Source organism: Halorubrum wangae (assembly GCF_051194135.1).
Lineage (GTDB): Archaea > Halobacteriota > Halobacteria > Halobacteriales > Haloferacaceae > Halorubrum.
On sequence record NZ_JBLZNH010000002.1, the window covers coordinates 288,537 to 308,275 of the forward strand.

Genomic DNA, 19,739 nt, shown 5'->3' on the forward strand with positions numbered 1-19,739 from the left:
ATGACACAGCGTGACTCCGGCAGCGGTCAGAACCGGCGGTGGTGGAAGGAGGCGGTGGTGTACCAGATCTATCCGCGGAGCTTCAACGACACGGACGGTGACGGGGTGGGCGATCTCCCGGGGATTATCGAGAAGGTCGACTACCTCGACGACCTTGGCGTCGACGTGGTGTGGCTGTGTCCGGTGTACGACTCGCCGAACGCGGACAACGGGTACGACATTCGGGACTATCGGTCGATCATGGACGAGTTCGGGACGATGGGCGACTGGGAGGCGCTGCTCGCGGCGCTGCACGACCGGGACATCAAGCTGATCATGGACCTGGTCGTCAACCACACCTCCGACGAACACGAGTGGTTCCGGCGGTCGCGAGAACGCGACGCGGAGTACGCGGACTACTACCATTGGGTCGACGGCGAGCCCGACGAGCCGCCGAACAACTGGGAGTCGATCTTCGGCGGGTCCGCGTGGACCTACGACGAGCGACGGGGGGAGTGGTACCTCCACCTCTTCCACGAGACCCAACCGGACCTGAACTGGCGGAACCCGCGCGTTCGCGAGGACGTCGAGTCGATGATGCGCTGGTGGCTCAAGAAGGGGATCGACGGGTTCCGAATGGACGCGATCAACCTGCTCTCGAAGGCCGAGGGGTACCCGGACGGGGATCCGACCGCCGGGCTCGTCGGCGAGGAGCGGTTCTTCAATGGCCCGCGGCTGGAGGAGTACCTGAGTGGGCTCGTCGACGTGCTCGACGAGTACGACGCGATGACGGTTGCGGAGATGCCGAACACCGACGTCGACACCGCGGCGCGATACCTCGAAGACGGCGCCGGACTTGGGATGATATTCCAGTCCGACCACATGGACATCGACGCGGGCCCGGACGGTATCTGGGACCCGACCGACTGGGGAGACCTTGACCTCCCCGAGTTCAAGCGGGCGATGACTCGCTGGCAGACCGGGCTCCGCGGCCGGGGATGGAACTCGGTATTCCTGGGAAACCACGACCAGCCGCGGATCGTCTCGCGCTTCGGCGACGACGAGGCGTACCGACGCGAGAGCGCGACGCTGCTCGCCACCTTCCTCCTGACGCTCTCGGGGACGCCGTACGTGTATCAGGGCGACGAGATCGGGATGACGAACGACACGTTCGAGAGCCTCGACGAGATCGACGACGTGGAGACGATCGGGTCGGTCACCGACCTGTTCGAACGCGGCGTCGCAGACGGCTTCGAAGACGTACGGGACCTCGTGAACTACTGGAGCCGCGACCACGCGCGAACGCCGATGCAGTGGTCCGCGGCCGAGAACGCCGGCTTCACCGACGGCGACCCGTGGCTCCTCGTCAACGAGAACTACCGCGAGATCAACGTCGAGACGGAGCGGGACCACGAGAACTCCATCTGGCATCACTACCGGCGACTGATCGATCTCAGAGGTGAGGAGGACGCCCTCGTGTACGGCGAGTACGACCTGCTGTTGCCGGACCATCCCAGCTTCTACGCGTACACGCGGACGCTCGGCGACGACGAACTTCTGGTCGTTCTCAACTGGTCCGACGGCCGCCCGACGTTCGAGGCGGGAACGGTCGACACCGCCGACGCCGAGGTCCTGGCACGCAACTACGAGGAGCCGCCGACCGACCCCGCCGGCCGCGAGTTCCGGCCCTACGAGGCGGTCGTGTACCGGCTCTGAAAAAGCGATTCCGGACGGCGTCGACGCTCAGTCGGCCTGCACGCCGTCCCCGCCCGCTTCGGTGTCCGCGTCGGCGACGACGCCGTGCGAGATGGCGTCGCCGGTCTCGTCGTCGAACAGGTGGATCCGAGCGCGGTCGAGGACGATCTCGACGTCTTCGCCCTCGCTGATGTCGGTCGCCGGATCGACGCTCATCAGCAGGCCCTGCCGCTCCTCGAAGTCGGTCATCCCCTCGTTGTCGTCCATGTCGAGGATCGGCTTCAGGTAGACGAAGATCTCGTCGCCCATCGGTTCGAGCACGTCGGTCTCGACCGAGAACGTCCTGCTCGGATCGCCGGCCTCGGCCCTGTTGTCCGCGAGGTAGAGGTCCTCCGGGCGGATGCCGAACTCCACCGCGTCGCCCGACCCCACGCCGTCGATCGCCGCGGTGTCGAAGGAGACGGAGTAGCCGTTCGCGTCGAGGGTGCCGTCGCCGACGGTCGCGTCGACGAAGTTCATCGAGGGAGACCCGATGAAGCCGGCGACGAACCGGTTGGCCGGCTGGTTGTAGCAGGTGAGCGGCGGCGCGATCTGCTGGAGCTCGCCCTTGTCGAGGACGGCGATCCGGTCCGACATCGTCATCGCCTCCGCCTGGTTGTGCGTGACGTAGATGATCGTCGTGTCCAGCTGCTTGTGGAGCCGCTGCAGCTCGGTCCGCATGTTGACGCGCAGCTTGGCGTCCAGGTTCGCCAGCGGCTCGTCCATCAGGAACACGTCCGGGTCACGGACGATGGCCCGCGCGATCGCGACGCGCTGACGCTGCCCGCCGGACATCTCGCTCGGCATCCGATCGAGCATGCCCTGCATCCGGACGACCCGTGCCGCCTCGTCGACGCGCTCGTCCATCTCCTCTTTGGGGAAGTTCCGCAGCCGGAGCCCGAAGGAGATGTTGTCGTACACGTCCATGTGCGGGAACAGCGCGATGTTCTGGAACACCATCGCGATGCCGCGGTCCTTCGGCGGGAGGTTCGTCACCTCGCGGTCGCCGATCAGGATCTCCCCCGACGTGGGCTTGGTGAGTCCCGCGATCGTCTCGAGCGTCGTGGACTTCCCACACCCGGACGGACCGACGAGGCAGATGAACTCGCCGTCCTTCAGATCGAGGTTCATGTTGTCGACCGCCGTTACGTCGTCGTACTGTTTCGTGACGTCCGTGAGTTTTACTCGTGCCATAATGTTATCACTCCTTGAGCGCGCCCTGCGTGAGGCCGCTGATGATCTTGTCCTGTGCGACGACGACGAGGATCGCCACCGGAACGATCGCGATCAGGCTCGCCGCCGCCTGAAGGTCGTACCGAACGGTGTACTGCGTCTGGAACGCGATGACGCCGTCGACCACCGGCGCCCACTCGGCCGCGCTGTTGCCGGTCATCAGGAACGAGAAGAAGAACTCCGTGTACACCGTGATGAAGGTGAGAATGCCGGCGGTCGCGACGCCGGGAGCCGAGAGCGGCATGATCACGCGGAACAGCGCGCCGAGCCGCGTCGTCCCTTCGACTCTGGCGGCCGCCTCGAGGCCGTCCGGGATCTGGCCGTAGAACGTGGTCAGTATGAAGATCGCCAGCGGCATCGTGAACGCGCTCAGCGGCGCGATGACCGCGCCGGGCGTCCCGTAGATCTCCACCGGGAGAGTGAAGATCCCGAGCATCGGAACCTGCTGATTGAACGCTCGGAACAGCGGGATGAACAGCGTCGCCGGCGGGAAGAAGCTGAGGACTAGGAGCGCGAACAGCAGCGGCGTCTTCCCGCGGAACTCCAGGCGCCCGAACGCGTACCCGGCGAAGCTCGCGACGAGGAGTACGAACACCGTCACCGTGAACGCGTAGAAGAGGCTGTTGAACATGAACCGCGCGAACGGCACCTGCACGAACACCTGAACGAACGCCGATAGGTCGATCGTCGTCGGAACGAGCGGGATGTCGGTCTGTCCGGGCGGTGCCATCGCCACGTTGAACAGCCAGTACAGCGGGAACAGCGAGGTCGTCAGCAGGACTCCGCCCAGGAACACCAGCATGACGGCGTACGCCTTCTCGGGGTTGCGGATCCAGTCGTCGGCCCACCGCCCGATGGGTGAGTTGTTCTCGTCGTCGCCGCTCGACTCGCCGTCCGAGCCGTCGAACGTTTCCGCGTCTTCGTGGTTGCGTGCGTCGATGCTCATGTTATGCTAACCCCAGGTTCTGGTTGCTTACTCGAATGAGTAGAAGGTACATCATGATGAACAGTCCCACGACGATGGCGATCAGGACGCTCACGGCGGCCGCGGAGCCGTACTGCGTCGCGGAGCCGAACATGAACTGCGTCACGAGACAGGTCATCGACGGGACGGTCGAACAGCCGACGGTCGTCGACTCGATGATCCCGTACACCCGGAGCGCGCCCATCGTCCGGAACAGCATCGCGACCATCAACACCGGGAACACCAGCGGGAACGTGATGTAGCGGAACCGCTGCCACCGGGAGGCCCCCATCACGTCGGCCACCTCGTACAGGTCCTGGTTGACGCTCTCTAACCCCGCCAAGATTAGCAGGGCCATGAACGCGGACGTCTTCCAGATGTCCGCCACCGTCACGATGACGAAGCTGTCGAACGTCGTGTTGAGTGGCAGGTTCGAGAAGAGCCCGATCTGCTGGAGCGGCTCGGTCAACAGCCCGTACCCGGGCCGGAACAGCAGGAAGAAGATCATCCCCTGAATAACGATCGGGATCGCCCACGGCAGGATGATGAGCAGCCGAACGAGCCGCCGGCCCTTGTACTCGGCCTTCATCAGCATGGCGTAGAGGAAGCCGAGCAGCGTCTCGCCCGTCACGCTCAACACGGCGAACAGTATCGTCATGAACAGCGCCTGCTCCAGGATCGGCGTCTGGAAGGAGGGATCGATGAACGCCGCCGGCGCAAGCGCGTTGGTGTTCGTGAGCAGCGCGACGTAGTTATCGAGCGCGACGAACTCACCCAGCTGACCGGAGGTGATCTGGTCGGCGAAGAACGACATCCTGATCGCCGACGCCAGCGGCCAGAACGCGAACAGCAACAGCACGAGGAACGCCGGCACCAACAGCAGATACGCGTACGCCTGCTCGCTCAGGTTCTCCGTCCACGTCGCGAGCCCCGTCAGGACGCCACCGGAGCCGCCCGACGTCTCCGTCCTCTGTTCAACTGCCACGGCGATCAACACCCCGCCTGACTGCCCGTCGTTGTGGTACGAGCATCGCCCGCCTGTTTTTCATGCGAATATTTATCATTATTGTATGTTTATTGTTTGACTCGATCCCCGAAACGCCGTCGGGCGGGGAGGCCGCTCAGCCGAGCGCCGTTACCCCGACTGCTCTTCGATCGCGGAGATCTGCTCTTGCATCGCGCTCGCGGCTTCCTCGGGCGTCTGCTCCTGCCGGAGCGCCGAGTTGACCTCGTTGGCGACGATGGTCCGCTGGTTCGGCCACACCGAGGTCGTCGGCCGCGGGATCAGGTTCTCCGCCGAGTACTGGAGCGCCTCGAAGTACGGCCCGTACGTGTCGCTCTCCTCGACGTAGCTGAACAGCTCCGGCTTCGGCGGCATGTAGTTCGCCTCGTCGAACTGAAGTTGTAAGACCGAGTCCTCCCACCATGCCTTGATCACTTCCTTCGCCGCCTCCTTGTTGTCCGTGTACGGGTTCATCGACATGATCCACCCGCCCTGGGCGTGCCAGGAGCCGTTCGGCCCCGCGGGCAGCGGCATCACGCCGAGCTCCATGTCCGACCCCTCGAAGGCGCTCACGGCCCCGCCGATCGAGTAGGTCCAGTTGCGCTGGGTGACCGCGCTCCCGGCCTCGAAGGTGCTCTTCGTGTCGGGCTCGATCCACCCGGCCACCTCCGGGGGCGAGACGCCGTCGATGTCCATCGGCGAGAGCCCCTCGCCGTGGATGATGTCCACCGCGGCCTCGATCCCGTCGATGGACTCCTCCGTGTCGAGGGTGACGGGTCGGTCGCCGATCGGCCCGAAGAGGTTGTCCTGCCCGCCGAAGAAGGCGCCGCCCATGCTCGTGAGGAACTCGTTGAACGTACAGCACGCCAGTCCGATGTAGTTGTTCCCCTGCCAGACGTGGCCGTAATCCACGTCCGAGGTCTGCGCCTCGGAGACGATCTGCGAGAACTCCGCCCACGTCGGGGGATCGGTCTGCCAGGTCTCGAAGTCCGAGTCGCCGTACCCGGCGTTCCGCAGCAGGTCCTTCCGGTAGGTGATGACTGGGTAGTCAGGGAACACCGGAACCGAGTACAGGTCGCCGGTCTCGGGGTGAGTCCCCGTGTCGATCATCGACTGGACACCCTCCTCCTTGACGCGGGCGATGAACTCCTCGTCCATCTCCTCTTCCAGGTTGACGAGGTCGTCGCGGACGATGAACGGGATCGTCCACCCGTTGTCGGTCAACACCAGGTCCGGATCCGACTCCTCCGCGTTGATCGCGGTCCGGAGCTGCTGTTGCTTGCTGCCGGAGTCTGACGGGGGCACGACCATCTCGACACTGATGTCGTCGGACAGCCCCGCTTCGTGGAGCGCCTCTTCGAACCCGATGTCCTTGTACGCCGACCCGGAGAAGACGGTAACCGTGTTGTCGCCGCTGCCGCCGCCGCCGCTGCCGCCGCCGTCGCCTCCGCCGGTACAGCCCGCGAGGCCGGCCGTTCCCACCGCGCCCGTCGCCGCGAGGTACTGTCGCCGCGAGACCCCCTTGGGTGTGCTATCGTCTGGCATCGACTGCCCATAAGGAACAATCATTAATATAATTAGGGGTATTTACAACAGGAGATGTTAACAATATCGACCGATTGGGCATCCGGCTGCAGACCGATGAGAAGTCCAGTTACCGACGCCGACCGGTCGGGCGGTGACTCGGAGGGCGATCGCTCGCTCGCGCTCGCCGCGACGCTCGATGCCGGCTTCCGGACCGGCGCGGCGACGGGGACGCCGGGCGACCGCAGGCTTGATAGCCCGACGGCCGGAACCCCGTGTGAATGACACGCTCGACCACGCTCGACCCGCGGCGGCCGGAGCACACCGGCGAGAACCGGTGTTGGCCGTGTACGGTCGTCAACGTCGCGCTCGTCGCCGTCGCCGCGGCGGCGGTCTCGGTGGTCAGCCCGTCGACCGCCGGCGCCGTCGCCGTCGTCGGCCTCGCGCTCGTTTGGCTGCGCGGATACGTGGTGCCCGGGACGCCGCGCTTCGCGCCGCGGCTCGTGGCCCCGATCCCCGGCAGCGACGCGCTGTTCCACGGAACCGCCGCCACCGACGGCGGCGACCGCGCGCCCGACGGTGAGAGCGGCTCGCTCGATCCGGCGGACGTCGATGGCGAGGAACTCCTCGATCGGCTCCTCGCCGAGGGCGTCCTCGAAATCGACGGCGACGCGGTGGCGCCGACGGCCGCCTACCGCGAGCGCTGGCGCGCGGAGACGGACCGACTCCGGGCCGAGGACACCGAGTCGCTCGCGGCGATCGCCCGAGATATCTCTCCGGCGGCCGCGGCCCGAGCGGTCAGTGAGGACGGCGACGAGTGGGTCGCGCTCTCGCCGCCCGACGGGAACACCATCGACGAGACGTGGCTCCGACGTCCGGTCGCGATCGCCGAGATCGCGGGCTACCGCGCCGCCGAGCCGTTCCTCTCCGACGACTCGATCCGCCTCGCCGCCGCCCGGACGAACCGGATGTTCCTCGAGGCCTGCCCGGACTGCGGGGGCGACCTGGAACGCGGGGTCGACATGCCGTGCTGCGGCGGACACACGGGCCCCGGCGAGGAGCCCGCCGAGACGCTCGCCTGTCCGGCCTGCGAGGTCCGGCTCTACACTTTCCCGCGGGAGTGAGGTCTCGATCGTCGCGGGAGGAGCAGTCCCGGTCGCCGCGGGAGCGGCGGTCCCGATCGGTTTTTTCACTCCCGTGAGCGGACGGTGCCCATGGGATCCGACGGCGGTCCGAACCGGCAGTGGTGGAAGGAGGCGGTGGTGTACCAGATCTATCCGCGGAGCTTCAACGACACGGACGGTGACGGGGTGGGCGATCTCCCGGGGATTATCGAGAAGGTCGACTACCTCGACGACCTTGGCGTCGACGTGGTGTGGCTGTGTCCGGTGTACGACTCGCCGAACGCGGACAACGGGTACGACATTCGGGACTATCGGTCGATCATGGACGAGTTCGGGACGATGGGCGACTGGGAGGCGCTGCTCGCGGCGCTGCACGACCGGGACATCAAGCTGATCATGGACCTGGTCGTCAACCACACCTCCGACGAACACGAGTGGTTCCGACGCTCGCGCGAGCGCGACGCGGAGTACGCGGACTACTACTGGTGGCGCGAGGGCCGCGACGCCGACGCGGTCGACTGGGAGTCGGAGCGGGGACCGGACGGAGAGGCCCCGCCGAACGCCTGGGAGTCCCTGTTCGGCGGGCCCGCGTGGTCCTACGACGAGCGGCGAGGGGAGTGGTACCTCCACCTGTTCGACCGCAAACAGCCGGACCTGAACTGGGAGAACCCCCGCGTGAGGGAGGCGGTGTTCGACCTGATGAACTGGTGGCTCGAGAAGGGGATCGACGGGTTCCGGATGGACGTGATCAACCTCGTCTCCAAGCCCGATGGACTCCCCAACGACTTCGACGCCCCGCTCAACGGGACGCTGAGCTGCGTGCCGAACGGACCGCGCGTCCACGAGTACCTCGGGGAGATGAACGACCGGGTCCTGGACCGGGACCTCCTCACGGTGGGCGAGATGGTCGGGCCGGAGCTTCCGATGGAGCACGCTCGCCGGTACCTGGACCCGGACGAGGACGGTCTCTCGATGCTGTTCCACTTCGAGCACATGACGCTCGACCGGGGCGAGCGCGTCTGGGACCGCGAGGAATGGGCGCTCTCTGAGCTCAAGGCCGTGTTCAACCGGTGGGACGAGGGGCTGCGCGAGACCGGGTGGAACGCGCTGTACCTCAACAACCACGACCAGCCGCGGATGGTGTCGCGGTTCGGCGACGACGGCGAGTACCGACGGGAGTCCGCGACGCTGCTCGCGACGCTGCTTCACACGCTCCGGGGCACCCCCTACGTCTACCAGGGCGAGGAGCTGGGGATGACGAACTATCCGTTCGAGTCGACCGACGAGCTCCGCGACGTCGACACCCTCAACCCGCTGCGACAGGCCATCGAGGACGGGACGGTGGCGTCGTTCGACGCTGTCAAGTCGGGAATCCGCGCGAACACTCGCGACAACGCGCGGACCCCCATGCAGTGGTCCACCGCGGAGCACGCCGGTTTCACCGACGGCGAGCCGTGGATCGGCGTCAACCCCAATCACGACGCGATCAACGTCGAGCGCGAGCGCGCCGACGGGGAGTCGGTGTGGCACTACTACCGCGAACTCGTCGACCTCCGCGAGGAGTACGACGCCGTCGTGTACGGCGACTACGAGCCGCTGTTCCCTGAGGACGACGAGGTGTGGGCCTACACCCGGACGCTCGAGACCGCCGCGGGAGCGGAACGGATCGTCGTCGCGCTGAACTTCACCGGCGACGACCTCGACGTGAACCTCCCGGCGGGCGTCACGAGCGACGGGGCCGCCCTGCTGCTCGGCAACTACCGCGGGGAGGGGACCGCCGACGCGACGGGGGAGTTCGCAGCCGGCGACCTCCGTCTCAGACCGTGGGAGGCGCGCGTCTACCGCGTCGTCGAGTAGTCGGTGCGAGCCCTCGTTCGGTCCGGGCTACTCGAACCGCTTACGGACGCTCTCGGCGTGCGCCTCCAGCCCCTCGGCCTCCGCGAGCGTCGTGACCGTCTCCGAGAGGTCTGAGAGCGCGTCGCGGTCCAGCCGCTGGACCGTCGACGACCGGAGGAACGTGTCCACGGAGAGCCCGCCGTAGCGCTTCGCGCCGCCGTTCGTCGGCAGCACGTGGTTCGTCCCGGTCGCATAGTCGCCGGCGGCGACGGGCGAGTAGGGGCCGAGGAAGACCGAGCCGGCGTTGGTGATACGGTCCAAGAGGGCCTCGTCGTCGTCGGCGACGATCGAGAGGTGCTCGGCCGCGTATTCCTCGGCGAAGAGCACCGCCTCGGGCATCGACCGGGCGTGCAGGACGCCGGAGGCGTCGTTGTCGAGGGCGGCCCGGATCGTCTCCTCGCGCTCGCGGTCCGCGGCCTGCGCGTCGACCGCCTCGGCCACCGCGTCGGCGAGGTCGGCGTCGGCGGTGACCGCGACCACCGAGGCGTTCGGGTCGTGTTCGGCCTGCGCGACGAGGTCGGCCGCGACGAGGTCGGGATCGGCGGTCGCGTCGGCGAGGACGAGCACCTCGCTCGGTCCCGCGAGAAAGTCGATCTCGACGTCGCCCTGGACGACCGCCTTCGCGGCGGTGACCCACTTGTTGCCGGGGCCGACCACCTTCTGTGCGTTCGTAACCGTCTCCGTGCCGTACGCGAGCGCGGCGATCGCCTGCGCGCCACCGACCTGGTACACCGCGTCGGCACCGGCCTCGTGGATCGCCGCGAGGGTGACCGGTTCGAGGTCCTCGGCCGGCGGGGTCGCCACGGCGACGTGGTCGACGCCCGCGACCGTCGCCGGGATGACCCCCATCAGCGCGCTGGAGGGGTAGGCGGCCGCGCCGCCGGGCACGTAGACCCCCGCCCGGTCGATCGGCCGGAAGCGGCGGCCAAGCTCTCGGCCGCCGAACTCTTCTCGCCAGTCCTCGGGGCGCTGTCGCTCGTGGAACTCGCGGATGTTCGCCGCCGCCTCGCGGACCGCGTCGAGCACCGGGTCGCCGGCGTCGTCGAGCTCCGCGTGCGCGCGCTCGGCGTCGTCGGTGATATCGATGTTACCGACGCTCACGCCGTCGAACTCCTCGGCGAACTGTCGCACCGCCACGTCGCCCTCCTTGCGCACCCTGTCGACGATCTCAGTCACGTCGTCGCGGACCGCGTCGACGCCGGCGTCGCGCTCGAAGAAGGCGCGCCGCTCGGCCGGCGAGAGGTCGGCGACGGTTCGTACGTCCATGCGCTCCCTCCGGGCCGCGGTCAAAAGGGCGTTCCGACTCGGCGGACGGAGACGCTCTCGTCCCGACCCGCCGACACCTCATTCCAACCGTCGAATTCCGGTCACGTCGAGCGTCGCGAGGACGACGAGAACCGCCAGCAGCGCCGCAGCAGCAAAGAGGATCGGCGCGGACAGCGCCACCGCGAACTCGTACGGCGCGACGAGCCGAGTCGTGCCGCGGACGACGAACGAAACGAAAACCAGCCCGAAGGCGAGCAGCGCGAGGCCGACGAATCGAGACTTGTTCATGTGGTGGGAGATCGGTTCGGCTCCCCCTCAGTCCGACTGCGCGACGCCCGAGCCGTGCGGTCCGTGTTCGCGGTGGTCGCGCGTTCCGTCGAAGCCGCGGCACACCTCGTAGAACACCGCCTCGGGGTCGTTGTTCCACTGCCACTTCCAGCGGGTTCGGACGAGCAGCGATATCTTGCGGGTGAATGAGAGCTCCGGCGTCGTCGACACCGTGTCGTACCCCAGATCCCGGATGAGTCGGTGGTGGTCCGCGTACAGCACCGCCGCGAGCAACACCGCCAGTTGGCAGTCCTCGGGGAGGTACTTGATCCCCGCGACGCCCTCCTCGTAGAGCCGCTCGGTCCTGGCAAGCTCCTCGCGGACTGCGGCCCCGACGTTCGTGTCGAACTTCAGGTCGAGTATCTGATCCTCGCTCACGCCGTGACGCTGGAGTGTCTCTAACGGGAGGTAAATGCGGTTGCGCTCGATGGCGTCCTCCCTGATGTCGCGGATGAAGTTCGTCATCTGGAACGCTTCGCCGAGCCGTGTCGCGTGCGGGAGCGCCGCCGCCTCCGTCTCCTCGTCGAGGTCCATGATCGCCGTCATCATGCGCCCGACCGCGGCCGCGGAGCCGTCCATGTACGTCTCCAGCTCCTCGTAGGTCTCGTACCGGTCGGTGCCGATGTCGCTCTCCATCGCGTCGACGAACGAGTGAACGTCCTCGTCGGCGATCTCGTACTCGGTCTTGATCGAGGCGAAGGCGTCGAGCACCGGGTCGTCCGCCGGCGCCTCGCCGAGGGCGGCCCGTCGCAACCGATCGAGCTCCGATCGCTGTTCGTCCGGGGGCGCCGTGTCCTCCGCGTCGACGACCTCGTCGGCGATCCGGAAAAAGCCGTACAGCACGTACGTGGCGTGGCGGATGCGCTTCGGCAGTAGCCGGGTGGCGACGTGGAAGGTTTTGCCCGTGCGGCGCTGGATGCGCTTGCCCTGGGCGACCTGAGTTTCCTCTACCATGGTGACCTCTGGCGATCGACAAGGAGGGTCGAAAACGGGTCGCCAGTCATGGACAAAAATTCGCTCTCCAAGAACATAACAGTTCGCACATCCATGGTTACTTTCATATCATATTCCGCGAATCCGGTCCGGTCTGTGGGATCAGACGATCGCGTCGAACGGCGAAAAATCGGAAGACTGCGGCGCCGCTCGCTCAGTAAAACGTGTCGCTGCAATCGTAGACGACCCCGTGCGCCGGGCAGACGTACTTGCAGTGTCTGTGGTACATCGGCGTTTCACAGCGCGGGCAGGGCCGGCCACCGGTCCCGGTCGTCGCTTCTCCCCCTGCGTCCTGGTCGTCGTCGCGCTCGCTCATAGGCCCGTCACGGTCGCCGGGCGCATAACCAATTCCCCTCGTGCGTCAGCATCGCCGCCCGTGCCCCCGTTCACCTGATCAGTCAGGACGCCGCCAACGAATCGTACACCGACTCCGCGACCTGCCGCTCACCGAACGGCAGGGTCAACACGCCCTCCCACTCGTCGTCGGTGAGCGCGTCCGTCGTCGGCTCGTCCAGTTCGACCCGCCTGACTTCGGTCCCGTCGAGCGTCATCGACACGACGAACCGCTCCGGTTCGTCGACCGCACCTGCCGCGGCCAGTCGCTCCTGAAACGCGTCGACTCCGGCCTCGCCGAGCGCAACGTAGACGAGGTACTCTCCGTCGTCCGCGAAGACGCCTTCCACCTCGTCGAGGTCGCTCGCGTCGAACAGCCGGCGGTCGTCCTCGCCGTCGCGCAGAAGTCTCGCCTCGAACGGGGCGTCCGGGTCGACGTCGACCGCGCCCGCTGGACCGTCGGTTCCGCCGTCATCGGTCGACCCGACGCCGACCGGGTTGCCGTCGATCGCTTCGCCGGCGTCGCCGTCGCCCATCGCCGTCGCCCCGGCGAACCCGACGGCACCGACCGCGCACGCGGCTCCCACCCCGGCGAGCATGCCGCGTCGAGAGAGTTCCATACGCGACCGTCCCCGTCGGGGTTCAAAAGGGTTACACGCCGATTCACGCGGCTGATAACGAATCGTGCCGCTCACTTCGGCGACTCGTGCGGGCCCGCGACCTGACGGCTCCGCGACCTCACGGCTCCGCGAACTCGACCGCCTCGCGCGTCGCCGTCTCGCCGAACAGCCAGTCCGCGTGGTCAACGGCGTACTCTCGGTGCTCCTCGGTGATGTAGCCGAGCGCGTCCTCGACGACGACCGGGCGGTAGTCGCGGAGACCGGCGCTGCCGGCCGTGTGGAGGACGCAGACGTTCGCGAGCGTCCCGCAGATCAGCAGGTCGTTTATGCCGTGCGCGTCGAGGTGCCCCTCCAAGTCGGTCTGGTAAAAGGCGTCGTAGGTGTGCTTCTCGACGACGTGGTCCGCCTCGCGCACGTCGAGTTCAGCGACGAGTTCGGCGTCCCAGGACCCCTCGACGACGTGCTCGCCCCAGCGGTCGAACTCGTCGTAGTAATGCGCCTCGTCGAACTGCTCGGGCGGGTGGACGTCGCGGGTGTAGACGACGCTCGCACCGGCCGCGCGGGCCCGATCGACGAGCGCCGTTACCGGTTCGACCGCCGCCTCGCTCGGCTCGGCGTAGAGGCTCCCGTCCGGGTGACAGAACCCGTTCTGCATGTCGACGACGATCACCGCAGTCTCGGTCGGATCGTACGGCATGGCCGACTGTTGGACGCCGCGGCTGAAAAAAGGAGAGCCGGACCCCTCCCCGCACCGACAAACTACTTATCGGGCCAGCCGTAATCGACGGTATGCGACGGGTTCTCACCTTCTCGGTCGTCGCCGCCGCGATTGCTCTCCTCTCGCTCGGCGTCGTCGGGGCTGCTGCCGCCCCGATCGTCGAGAGCGTCTCCGCCGGCCCCGCGACGGTCGCCGCCGGCGACGCCCCCCAGAGCGCGACCGCGGCCGAGTGCGACGTCGGTGACGGCCCCGACCTCGTCGGCTGTTGGAATGGGGTGCACTACGAGGACGAGCTGTCGTTCAACCAGAGCGACGGGCTCAGCGACGCCGAACTGGCGGCGTTGACTCACCTGACGATGGCGCGCGTCGAGCACGTTCGCGAGCGACCGTTTCGGGAGGACGTGCCGGTCGAGACGGTCTCCCGGTCGCAGTTCATGAACAACTCGGTCGGCGGGAACAACACCACCGACGAGGCGTTCCGGCGCTGGAACGACCAAGTGTGGGAGGCGCTGTTCATCGTCGGTGACACCGAGAACGCGAACGACGAGATAGACTCCGTGTTCGGCGGTGCCGTCTCCGGCTTCTACTCGCCGTCCCAGGACCGGATCGTCCTCGTCGTCGCCGAGGGGGAGGAGACTCGGGTCGACCCCTCGACACTCGCTCACGAGCTCGCACACGCGATGCAGGACCAGTACCACGACCTCACCCGACCGCGGTACGTCGGCACCACGCAGGACGGCGACCTCGCTATCAACGGTATCGTCGAGGGCGAGGCGGTCCACATCGAGGAGCGGTACGATGCCCGCTGTGCGGCCAACTGGAGCTGTCTCGACGCACCTAATGCCGCCGGCGGGGGCGGCGGGTCGGCGGCCAACTTCAACTTCGGCATCCTCCAGACCGTGCTCCAGCCGTACTCCGACGGCGCGCTCTACGTTGCGGAGTTGGTCGACGAGGAGGGCTGGGAGGCGGTCAACGAGACGATGACGAACCCGCCCGGGAGCACCGCCGAGGTGATCCACCGGAACCCCGAGTACGAGACCACAGCTATCGAGTTCGAGGACACCGCGACCGGCGACTGGGAGACGTACCCGAACCAGGGGGTCGACGGCGCCGAGACCGCGGGCGAAGCGTCGATGTTCGTCATGTTCTGGTACCAGAGCTTCGAGTACCGCTATTCGGTGCTCGAACCCGACGCGAGCGCCGGGGATAACGTCCGGATCCACACGCGGCCGGACGAGCAGCTCCGGACGCGAGCGAACTACAACTACGCTCACGAATCGACCGACGGCTGGGCCGGCGACGTGCTGTACCCCTACCGCGCCGGCGCCGATGACGACGCCCGCGACGGCTACGTCTGGGTGACCGAGTGGCAGACCGTCGGCGACGCCGCAGACTTCCGCGAGACGCACCTCACGATGCTCACCGCCCACGGCGATGCCGAGTACGAAGCGGGGCGGGTGTATGAGATAGCGAACGGCGACTTCCCCGGCGCCTACGGCGTCGTGCGGGACGGGACTCGCGTGACGATCATCCACGCCCCCGAGCCCGCCGGTGTGCTCGAACTGCGTCCCGGCGCGGATCTCGCGCTCCCCGCGACCGACGGGAGCGACGCGGACGGGAGCGATGCGGACTGGAACGATGCGGACGGCGACGACACCGATACCGACACCGGCGCGGACGGCGACGACACCGACGGCTCGTCGGGTCCGGACGCCTCGACGGGCGATTCGGCGCCCGGATTCGGCGTCATCGCCGCCCTCGTCGGGCTGTTGGCGGCGGTGTCGCTGCTCGCGCGTCGAACGCGGAACTGACGCTCCGGCGAGTCGGCCGCACGGTCGGTGTCGGGCCGAGACGAGGCCAGCGGCGGCCTCACGGGGAGCCGGATCCGGCGCGAGACCCGGACCGCTTTTGCTCCCGCGCCGGCGTACCTCGTGTATGACCGAGTCCGAGTTTGACATCGTTGACGCCGCCGCGATCCGCGATGGCCGGGCGACGGACGCCTACTTCGAGCGGACCGAGGCCGCGCTGGCGCACGCCGGCCGGAACCCCCACGTCGTCGCCGAGGTGACCGCCGATCAGTTCCCCGACGGCGACTTCGAACTGCTCGCCGGGCTGAAGGACGCCGTCGCCCTCCTGGCGGGTCGCGACGTCGACGTCGACGCGATCCCTGAGGGGCGACTGTTCGACGGCGGTCCAGTGATGCGAATCGAGGGTCCGTACCGGGAGTTCGCGCGGCTGGAGACGTCGCTTCTGGGCTTCCTCTCGCACGCCTCCGGGATGGCGACCGCCGCACTCGACTGCCGGGTCGCGGCGCCGAAGTCGTCGGTGCTCTCGTTCGGCGCACGCCACGTCCACCCGTCGATGACGGCGGCGGTGGAGCGCTCCGCGCTAGTGGGTGGGTTCGACGGCTTCTCGCACGTCGCCGCCGGCGACCTGCTCGGCCGAGAAGCGTCGGGGACGATGCCCCACGCGCTCTCGATATGCTTCGGCCGCGGCGAACAGGAGGCCGCGTGGCGTGCCTTCGACGAGGCGGCGGCCGAGTCGGTTCCTCGAATCGCCCTCTGTGACACCTACTCCGACGAGGTCGACGAGACGCTCCGGGCGGTCGACGCCCTCGGCGACCGGCTCGATGGTGTCCGGCTCGACACCACCGGCTCGCGTCGCGGCGACTTCCGACACATCGTCCGAGAGGTGCAGTGGGAGCTCGACGTCCGCGGCCACGACGACGTCGACGTGTACGTCTCGGGCGGGCTCGGCCCCGCCGACCTCCGCGAACTTCGTGACGTCGCCGACGGATTCGGCGTGGGCGGGTACGTCTCCAACGCCGACCCCGTGGACTTCGCGCTCGACCTCGTCGCCGTCGAGGGGGAGCCGGCCGCGAAGCGCGGAAAGCTCTCCGGCGCGAAAGCGGTCTACCGCACCGCCGACGGCGCGCACGCAGTCGGCCTCGCGGACCGCTCGGGCCCCGAGGGTGCCGAGTCGCTCATGGAGCCAGTGATCCGCGACGGCGAGGTGGTCGCCGACGACGCCATCGACCTCGCGGCCGCGACGGAGCGGGCGCTCGCGGACGCGGAGGCGGTCGGCTACGGAACGGACACAACCGCGGAGTAAGAGGCGTCTCGAAACCGGTTACAGCTCTTCGACGGCGCCGCCGTCGACGCGCTCTCGGAACACCTGTCCCTCGATAAGCGTGACCATCGTCTCGTCATCCTCCCAAGCGTTGGGGGCGAGCTTCGCCTTCCGGCAGGCGCGCGAGAGGAACTCGGCGCCGGACCACCCGTTCTCGACGGGGACCGTCGGGTAGAGCCAGCCGTGCGAGTTGCCGCCGTCGACGGCGACGCCGTGGGTACCGATCTTCAGGTCGGCGAGGGGGTCGTTGGTGAGCACCGTGTTCGAGACGATGAACACGGAGACGGTGATGTTATCGAGCTCCTTGGGCTCGACCTCCGAGCCGCAGGAGTCGCCGGAGGCGGCCTTGATGGCGGCCTCGACGATGGCGTGACCGAGCTGGTCGGACGTTTCCCACGCGCCGGCACAGCCCCGGAGCCGGCCGCGCCCCCTCGTGGATTCGAGTCGAACGAACGCGCCAGTGCGGGCGTAGAACGCCTCCCGCATGCTGCCGGGTTGTTCACGTTGTCCGTGTCGGACGAACGACTCGACCGCCTCCCGCGCGAGTTCGACCGCTCGTGCACCGTCGTCGTACGACAGCTGAACGGTCTGAGCCTCGGACATACTATTCTATTACGTTGCTGTCGACTTGAACGCTTCCCTTGCGACTTCGTAGCACGATTCTCGACCGTCGAGGTCGATTATTTCCGGCCCGCGTCGCGGATCGCCGCGGCGCCGCCGTCTGGGTCGGCCCGGCCCGTCGCCAGGGCCGCGACCGCGTGCGTTCCGACGCGACCGGATCGCTTATTCGCCGCCACGGAGAACGTCAGACCGGACAGAGGGAGCCCGACTCCCGTGCCTCTGGCATGAGGAAAGTCCCCCCACCGGCCGGACAGGCGACCGGGCACACGCCCGGAGTCGGAGACGGCTGGCTCTGGAACAGCAACGACACCCCCCACCCCGACCTGTGAGTCGCGCGCGGTCGCTTCGGCGGCCGACGGCGTTCGCGGGGTTACCCGCGAACGCGCGAACCGACCCGTAAGGGAAGGGAGCTAACCCGACGAGGACAGACGGGTGGGAACGGATGGAACGGCGAATCCTCGCCGGTGCAAGTCCGCGCCATAAGGTAGTCCGGCCACGGCGCGGACGCTCAGCCGAATGTCGGGATGAACCGAAGGGGGCTTACTCCCCTCAGTCCGCGCTCACACCGCCAGCGACGGCCGTCTTCAGCTTCTGTCTTCCGCCGACTCGATCGACTCAGGCCGGTAGCAGCGCCGCGCTCGCCTCGGCCGCCCCCTGCATCTGGTCACTGTAGACGACTGAGAGGTAGATTAGGGTGAAGATAACGGCGTTGTGGAGTCCGTGGAGCAGCGCTGGGACGACGAGGTTCTCGGTGTACTCGTACACCGCGCCGAAGACGATGCTCGGGAAGAAGAGAATCGCGATGGTGGTGAGCCGCGCGGAGGCGCCGCCGGTGAGCGCCACCACGTGGATCGCCGCGAAGATCGCGGAGGCGATGAGGATAGCGGGCGCCGGCGACAGCGTCTCGCGCAGCCGTCCCTGAACGATGCCGCGGTACAGTATCTCCTCGGAGGGGCCGATCACGAGGAACGACGCGGCGACGAAGAGGGGAATGATCCCCGGATTCTGCATCGCGATCTCAGCGCTCTGGTTCGGCGCGGCCTCCGAGCCGATCAGCTGCATCACGAGCGAGACGGCGATGAGCGTCACCACGATGAGAGCCCATCCGCCGATCACCAGCCCGATCTCCTTCAGACTCGGACGCCGGACGCCGAGGTAGGCGACGATCCCCGACCGATCGAGTCCCCTCCATGTCAGGTAGGCGATCGCCAGTCCGCCGAACGCGACGTACTGCCCTAACACGAGCGTGAGAACGAGGTTCACGGCGAGCGACAACCCGCCCGTCACGGCGTTGAGCCCGAGCACGACGCCCCCGCCCAACAGAGCGACCAGCGGGCCGAGGAGGCCAAGGAGGAGCGCCGTGGCGATCGCGATCGTCACGGCACGGATGCCGGGACCGTCGGCCGCGGTCGGCGAGGCGGTATCGTCACCCGTCGGCGGCCCGTCGCCGCTGGCGGTCGCGCCGTCCGTCGGCTCGCCGCCGTCGGGAGCGCCCGCGTCGCCGCCGTCGGGCGCATTCGGCTCCCGTCGGTGCGTGTCGTCCCTGGAGGGGTCTGCCATTGTCACGCGTACGGACCGACGCATAATAGGGCTGTTCGTGTCGTTCGCTCGCGGCCGGTGGGGTTCGGCCTCAGCGGTACAGCAGTTCGTACCACAGCACGGCCGTTACCGCCCGTCCGTCCCGGAGCCCGTCGTCCACGACGGCTTCGAGCAGGTCGTCGTACGGGACCGTCTCGACAGCGATCGACTCGTTGTGGTCGAGGTCGCGCTCTGCGGTCGGCTCACAGCCCGTCGCGAGAAAGTGGTGGTGGACCGCGTTCGCCACCCCGTTTACCGGCTCCACCGTCGTCAGGCGCTCGAAGGCGTCGGCCTCGTACCCCGTCTCCTCGGCGAGTTCGCGGGCCGCCGCCCGTTCGAGGTCGTCGGCGTCCTCCGGCTCGACCGTCCCGGCCGGAAGCCCGCGGTTGACGCGCCCGACCGCCTGTCGCCACTCGTCGATGACGACGACGTCGCCGTCGGGTGTCAGCGGGAGCACCACGACCGCCGGAGGCTCGTCGACGTAGTGGAATCCGTCGGTCTCCCCGTCGGGGAAGCGCACCTCGTCGCGGCGCACGTCGAAGCCGGGGCAGCGGTAGTCGATGTCGGTGTCGAGCGTCTCCCACGCGAGGTCGTCCATGCCTCGGCGTCGGCGCTCGGGCACCTAAATCCCCTCACTCGGTCGGGGCGTCGCTCGGCGTGAGTGTCCCGACGCCCGGTCCGAGTTTCCCCGGCCGTT

At 67.9% G+C, this 19,739-nt stretch carries 19 protein-coding genes and 1 other RNA gene; 7 read left to right on the forward strand and 13 right to left on the reverse strand.

Annotation, left to right across the window (positions count from 1 at the left end):
• Positions 1-1,695 (forward strand): glycoside hydrolase family 13 protein, encoded by a 1,695-nt coding sequence (locus ACNS84_RS06620; protein WP_435074061.1) that lies wholly within the window; start codon positions 1-3, stop codon positions 1,693-1,695.
• A 27-nt stretch (positions 1,696-1,722) separates the two neighbouring features.
• Here ACNS84_RS06620 and ACNS84_RS06625 read toward each other — a convergent pair whose 3' ends face one another.
• From ACNS84_RS06625 to ACNS84_RS06640, 4 genes are all read right to left on the reverse strand, one after another.
• Positions 1,723-2,907, reverse strand: coding sequence for an ABC transporter ATP-binding protein (locus ACNS84_RS06625; RefSeq protein ID WP_435074062.1), 1,185 nt, complete (start codon positions 2,905-2,907; stop codon positions 1,723-1,725).
• 7 nt (positions 2,908-2,914) lie between these two features.
• On the reverse strand, positions 2,915-3,892 hold the full coding sequence (locus ACNS84_RS06630; protein WP_435074063.1) for a carbohydrate ABC transporter permease: 978 nt from the start codon (positions 3,890-3,892) through the stop codon (positions 2,915-2,917).
• Position 3,893: 1 nt separating this feature from the next.
• The gene (locus ACNS84_RS06635; RefSeq protein ID WP_435074064.1) at positions 3,894-4,895 is read right to left on the reverse strand and encodes a carbohydrate ABC transporter permease; all 1,002 of its coding nucleotides are present in this window, start codon (positions 4,893-4,895) and stop codon (positions 3,894-3,896) included.
• 150 nt (positions 4,896-5,045) lie between these two features.
• Entirely contained in the window at positions 5,046-6,458 is a 1,413-nt protein-coding gene (locus ACNS84_RS06640) for an extracellular solute-binding protein (RefSeq protein ID WP_435074065.1), read from the reverse strand.
• 96 nt (positions 6,459-6,554) lie between these two features.
• Here ACNS84_RS06640 and ACNS84_RS06645 point away from each other — a divergent pair, with 96 nt between their 5' ends.
• The 3 genes from ACNS84_RS06645 to ACNS84_RS06655 all read left to right on the forward strand — a co-directional run bounded on the left by ACNS84_RS06645 (position 6,555) and on the right by ACNS84_RS06655 (position 9,418).
• On the forward strand, positions 6,555-6,722 hold the full coding sequence (locus tag ACNS84_RS06645) for a hypothetical protein (protein ID WP_435074066.1): 168 nt from the start codon (positions 6,555-6,557) through the stop codon (positions 6,720-6,722).
• Positions 6,719-7,561, forward strand: a complete 843-nt coding sequence (locus ACNS84_RS06650) for a DUF8054 domain-containing protein (RefSeq protein WP_435074067.1) — start codon at positions 6,719-6,721, stop codon at positions 7,559-7,561. The genes ACNS84_RS06645 and ACNS84_RS06650 overlap by 4 nt, the downstream gene beginning before the upstream one ends.
• A gap of 90 nt (positions 7,562-7,651) precedes the next feature.
• Positions 7,652-9,418 carry a glycoside hydrolase family 13 protein gene (locus ACNS84_RS06655; protein WP_435074068.1) on the forward strand — a complete coding sequence of 589 codons (1,767 nt, stop codon included), beginning with the start codon at positions 7,652-7,654 and terminating at the stop codon, positions 9,416-9,418.
• 27 nt (positions 9,419-9,445) lie between these two features.
• Here ACNS84_RS06655 and hisD read toward each other — a convergent pair whose 3' ends face one another.
• The 6 genes from hisD to ACNS84_RS06685 all read right to left on the reverse strand — a co-directional run bounded on the left by hisD (position 9,446) and on the right by ACNS84_RS06685 (position 13,693).
• Positions 9,446-10,723, reverse strand: coding sequence for a histidinol dehydrogenase (gene hisD, locus ACNS84_RS06660; protein WP_435074069.1), 1,278 nt, complete (start codon positions 10,721-10,723; stop codon positions 9,446-9,448).
• A gap of 78 nt (positions 10,724-10,801) precedes the next feature.
• Complete coding sequence (locus tag ACNS84_RS06665) at positions 10,802-11,011, reverse strand: hypothetical protein (RefSeq protein ID WP_435074070.1); 210 nt, start codon at positions 11,009-11,011, stop codon at positions 10,802-10,804.
• 27 nt (positions 11,012-11,038) lie between these two features.
• Complete coding sequence (locus tag ACNS84_RS06670) at positions 11,039-12,004, reverse strand: phytoene/squalene synthase family protein (protein WP_435074071.1); 966 nt, start codon at positions 12,002-12,004, stop codon at positions 11,039-11,041.
• Positions 12,005-12,197: 193 nt separating this feature from the next.
• Positions 12,198-12,359, reverse strand: coding sequence for an HVO_2523 family zinc finger protein (locus ACNS84_RS06675; RefSeq protein ID WP_435074072.1), 162 nt, complete (start codon positions 12,357-12,359; stop codon positions 12,198-12,200).
• An 82-nt stretch (positions 12,360-12,441) separates the two neighbouring features.
• Complete coding sequence (locus ACNS84_RS06680; protein ID WP_435074073.1) at positions 12,442-12,996, reverse strand: hypothetical protein; 555 nt, start codon at positions 12,994-12,996, stop codon at positions 12,442-12,444.
• Positions 12,997-13,114: 118 nt separating this feature from the next.
• Positions 13,115-13,693, reverse strand: a complete 579-nt coding sequence (locus ACNS84_RS06685) for a cysteine hydrolase family protein (RefSeq protein WP_435074074.1) — start codon at positions 13,691-13,693, stop codon at positions 13,115-13,117.
• A 92-nt stretch (positions 13,694-13,785) separates the two neighbouring features.
• On the opposite strand from ACNS84_RS06685, the gene ACNS84_RS06690 reads away from it, so the two are divergent.
• Positions 13,786-15,525: an Hvo_1808 family surface protein gene (locus ACNS84_RS06690; protein ID WP_435074075.1), complete on the forward strand. Its 1,740-nt coding sequence runs from the start codon at positions 13,786-13,788 to the stop codon at positions 15,523-15,525.
• A 124-nt stretch (positions 15,526-15,649) separates the two neighbouring features.
• A complete protein-coding gene (locus ACNS84_RS06695) occupies positions 15,650-16,825 on the forward strand; it encodes a nicotinate phosphoribosyltransferase (RefSeq protein WP_435074076.1) in 1,176 nt (391 codons plus the stop codon).
• 18 nt (positions 16,826-16,843) lie between these two features.
• Here the strand turns inward: ACNS84_RS06695 and ACNS84_RS06700 are convergent, their stop codons facing one another.
• Positions 16,844-17,446, reverse strand: a complete 603-nt coding sequence (locus tag ACNS84_RS06700) for a TIGR00296 family protein (protein ID WP_435074077.1) — start codon at positions 17,444-17,446, stop codon at positions 16,844-16,846.
• A 210-nt stretch (positions 17,447-17,656) separates the two neighbouring features.
• Between ACNS84_RS06700 and rnpB the strand changes: the two genes are divergently transcribed.
• Positions 17,657-18,019: RNase P RNA component (rnpB, locus tag ACNS84_RS06705), an RNA gene on the forward strand.
• Between the two features lie 60 nt (positions 18,020-18,079).
• Here rnpB and ACNS84_RS06710 read toward each other — a convergent pair.
• Positions 18,080-19,024: a CPBP family intramembrane glutamic endopeptidase gene (locus ACNS84_RS06710; protein ID WP_435074078.1), complete on the reverse strand. Its 945-nt coding sequence runs from the start codon at positions 19,022-19,024 to the stop codon at positions 18,080-18,082.
• Between the two features lie 70 nt (positions 19,025-19,094).
• Positions 19,095-19,640 (reverse strand): NUDIX hydrolase, encoded by a 546-nt coding sequence (locus ACNS84_RS06715; protein ID WP_435074079.1) that lies wholly within the window; start codon positions 19,638-19,640, stop codon positions 19,095-19,097.
• Between the last annotated feature and the right edge of the window lie 99 nt (positions 19,641-19,739).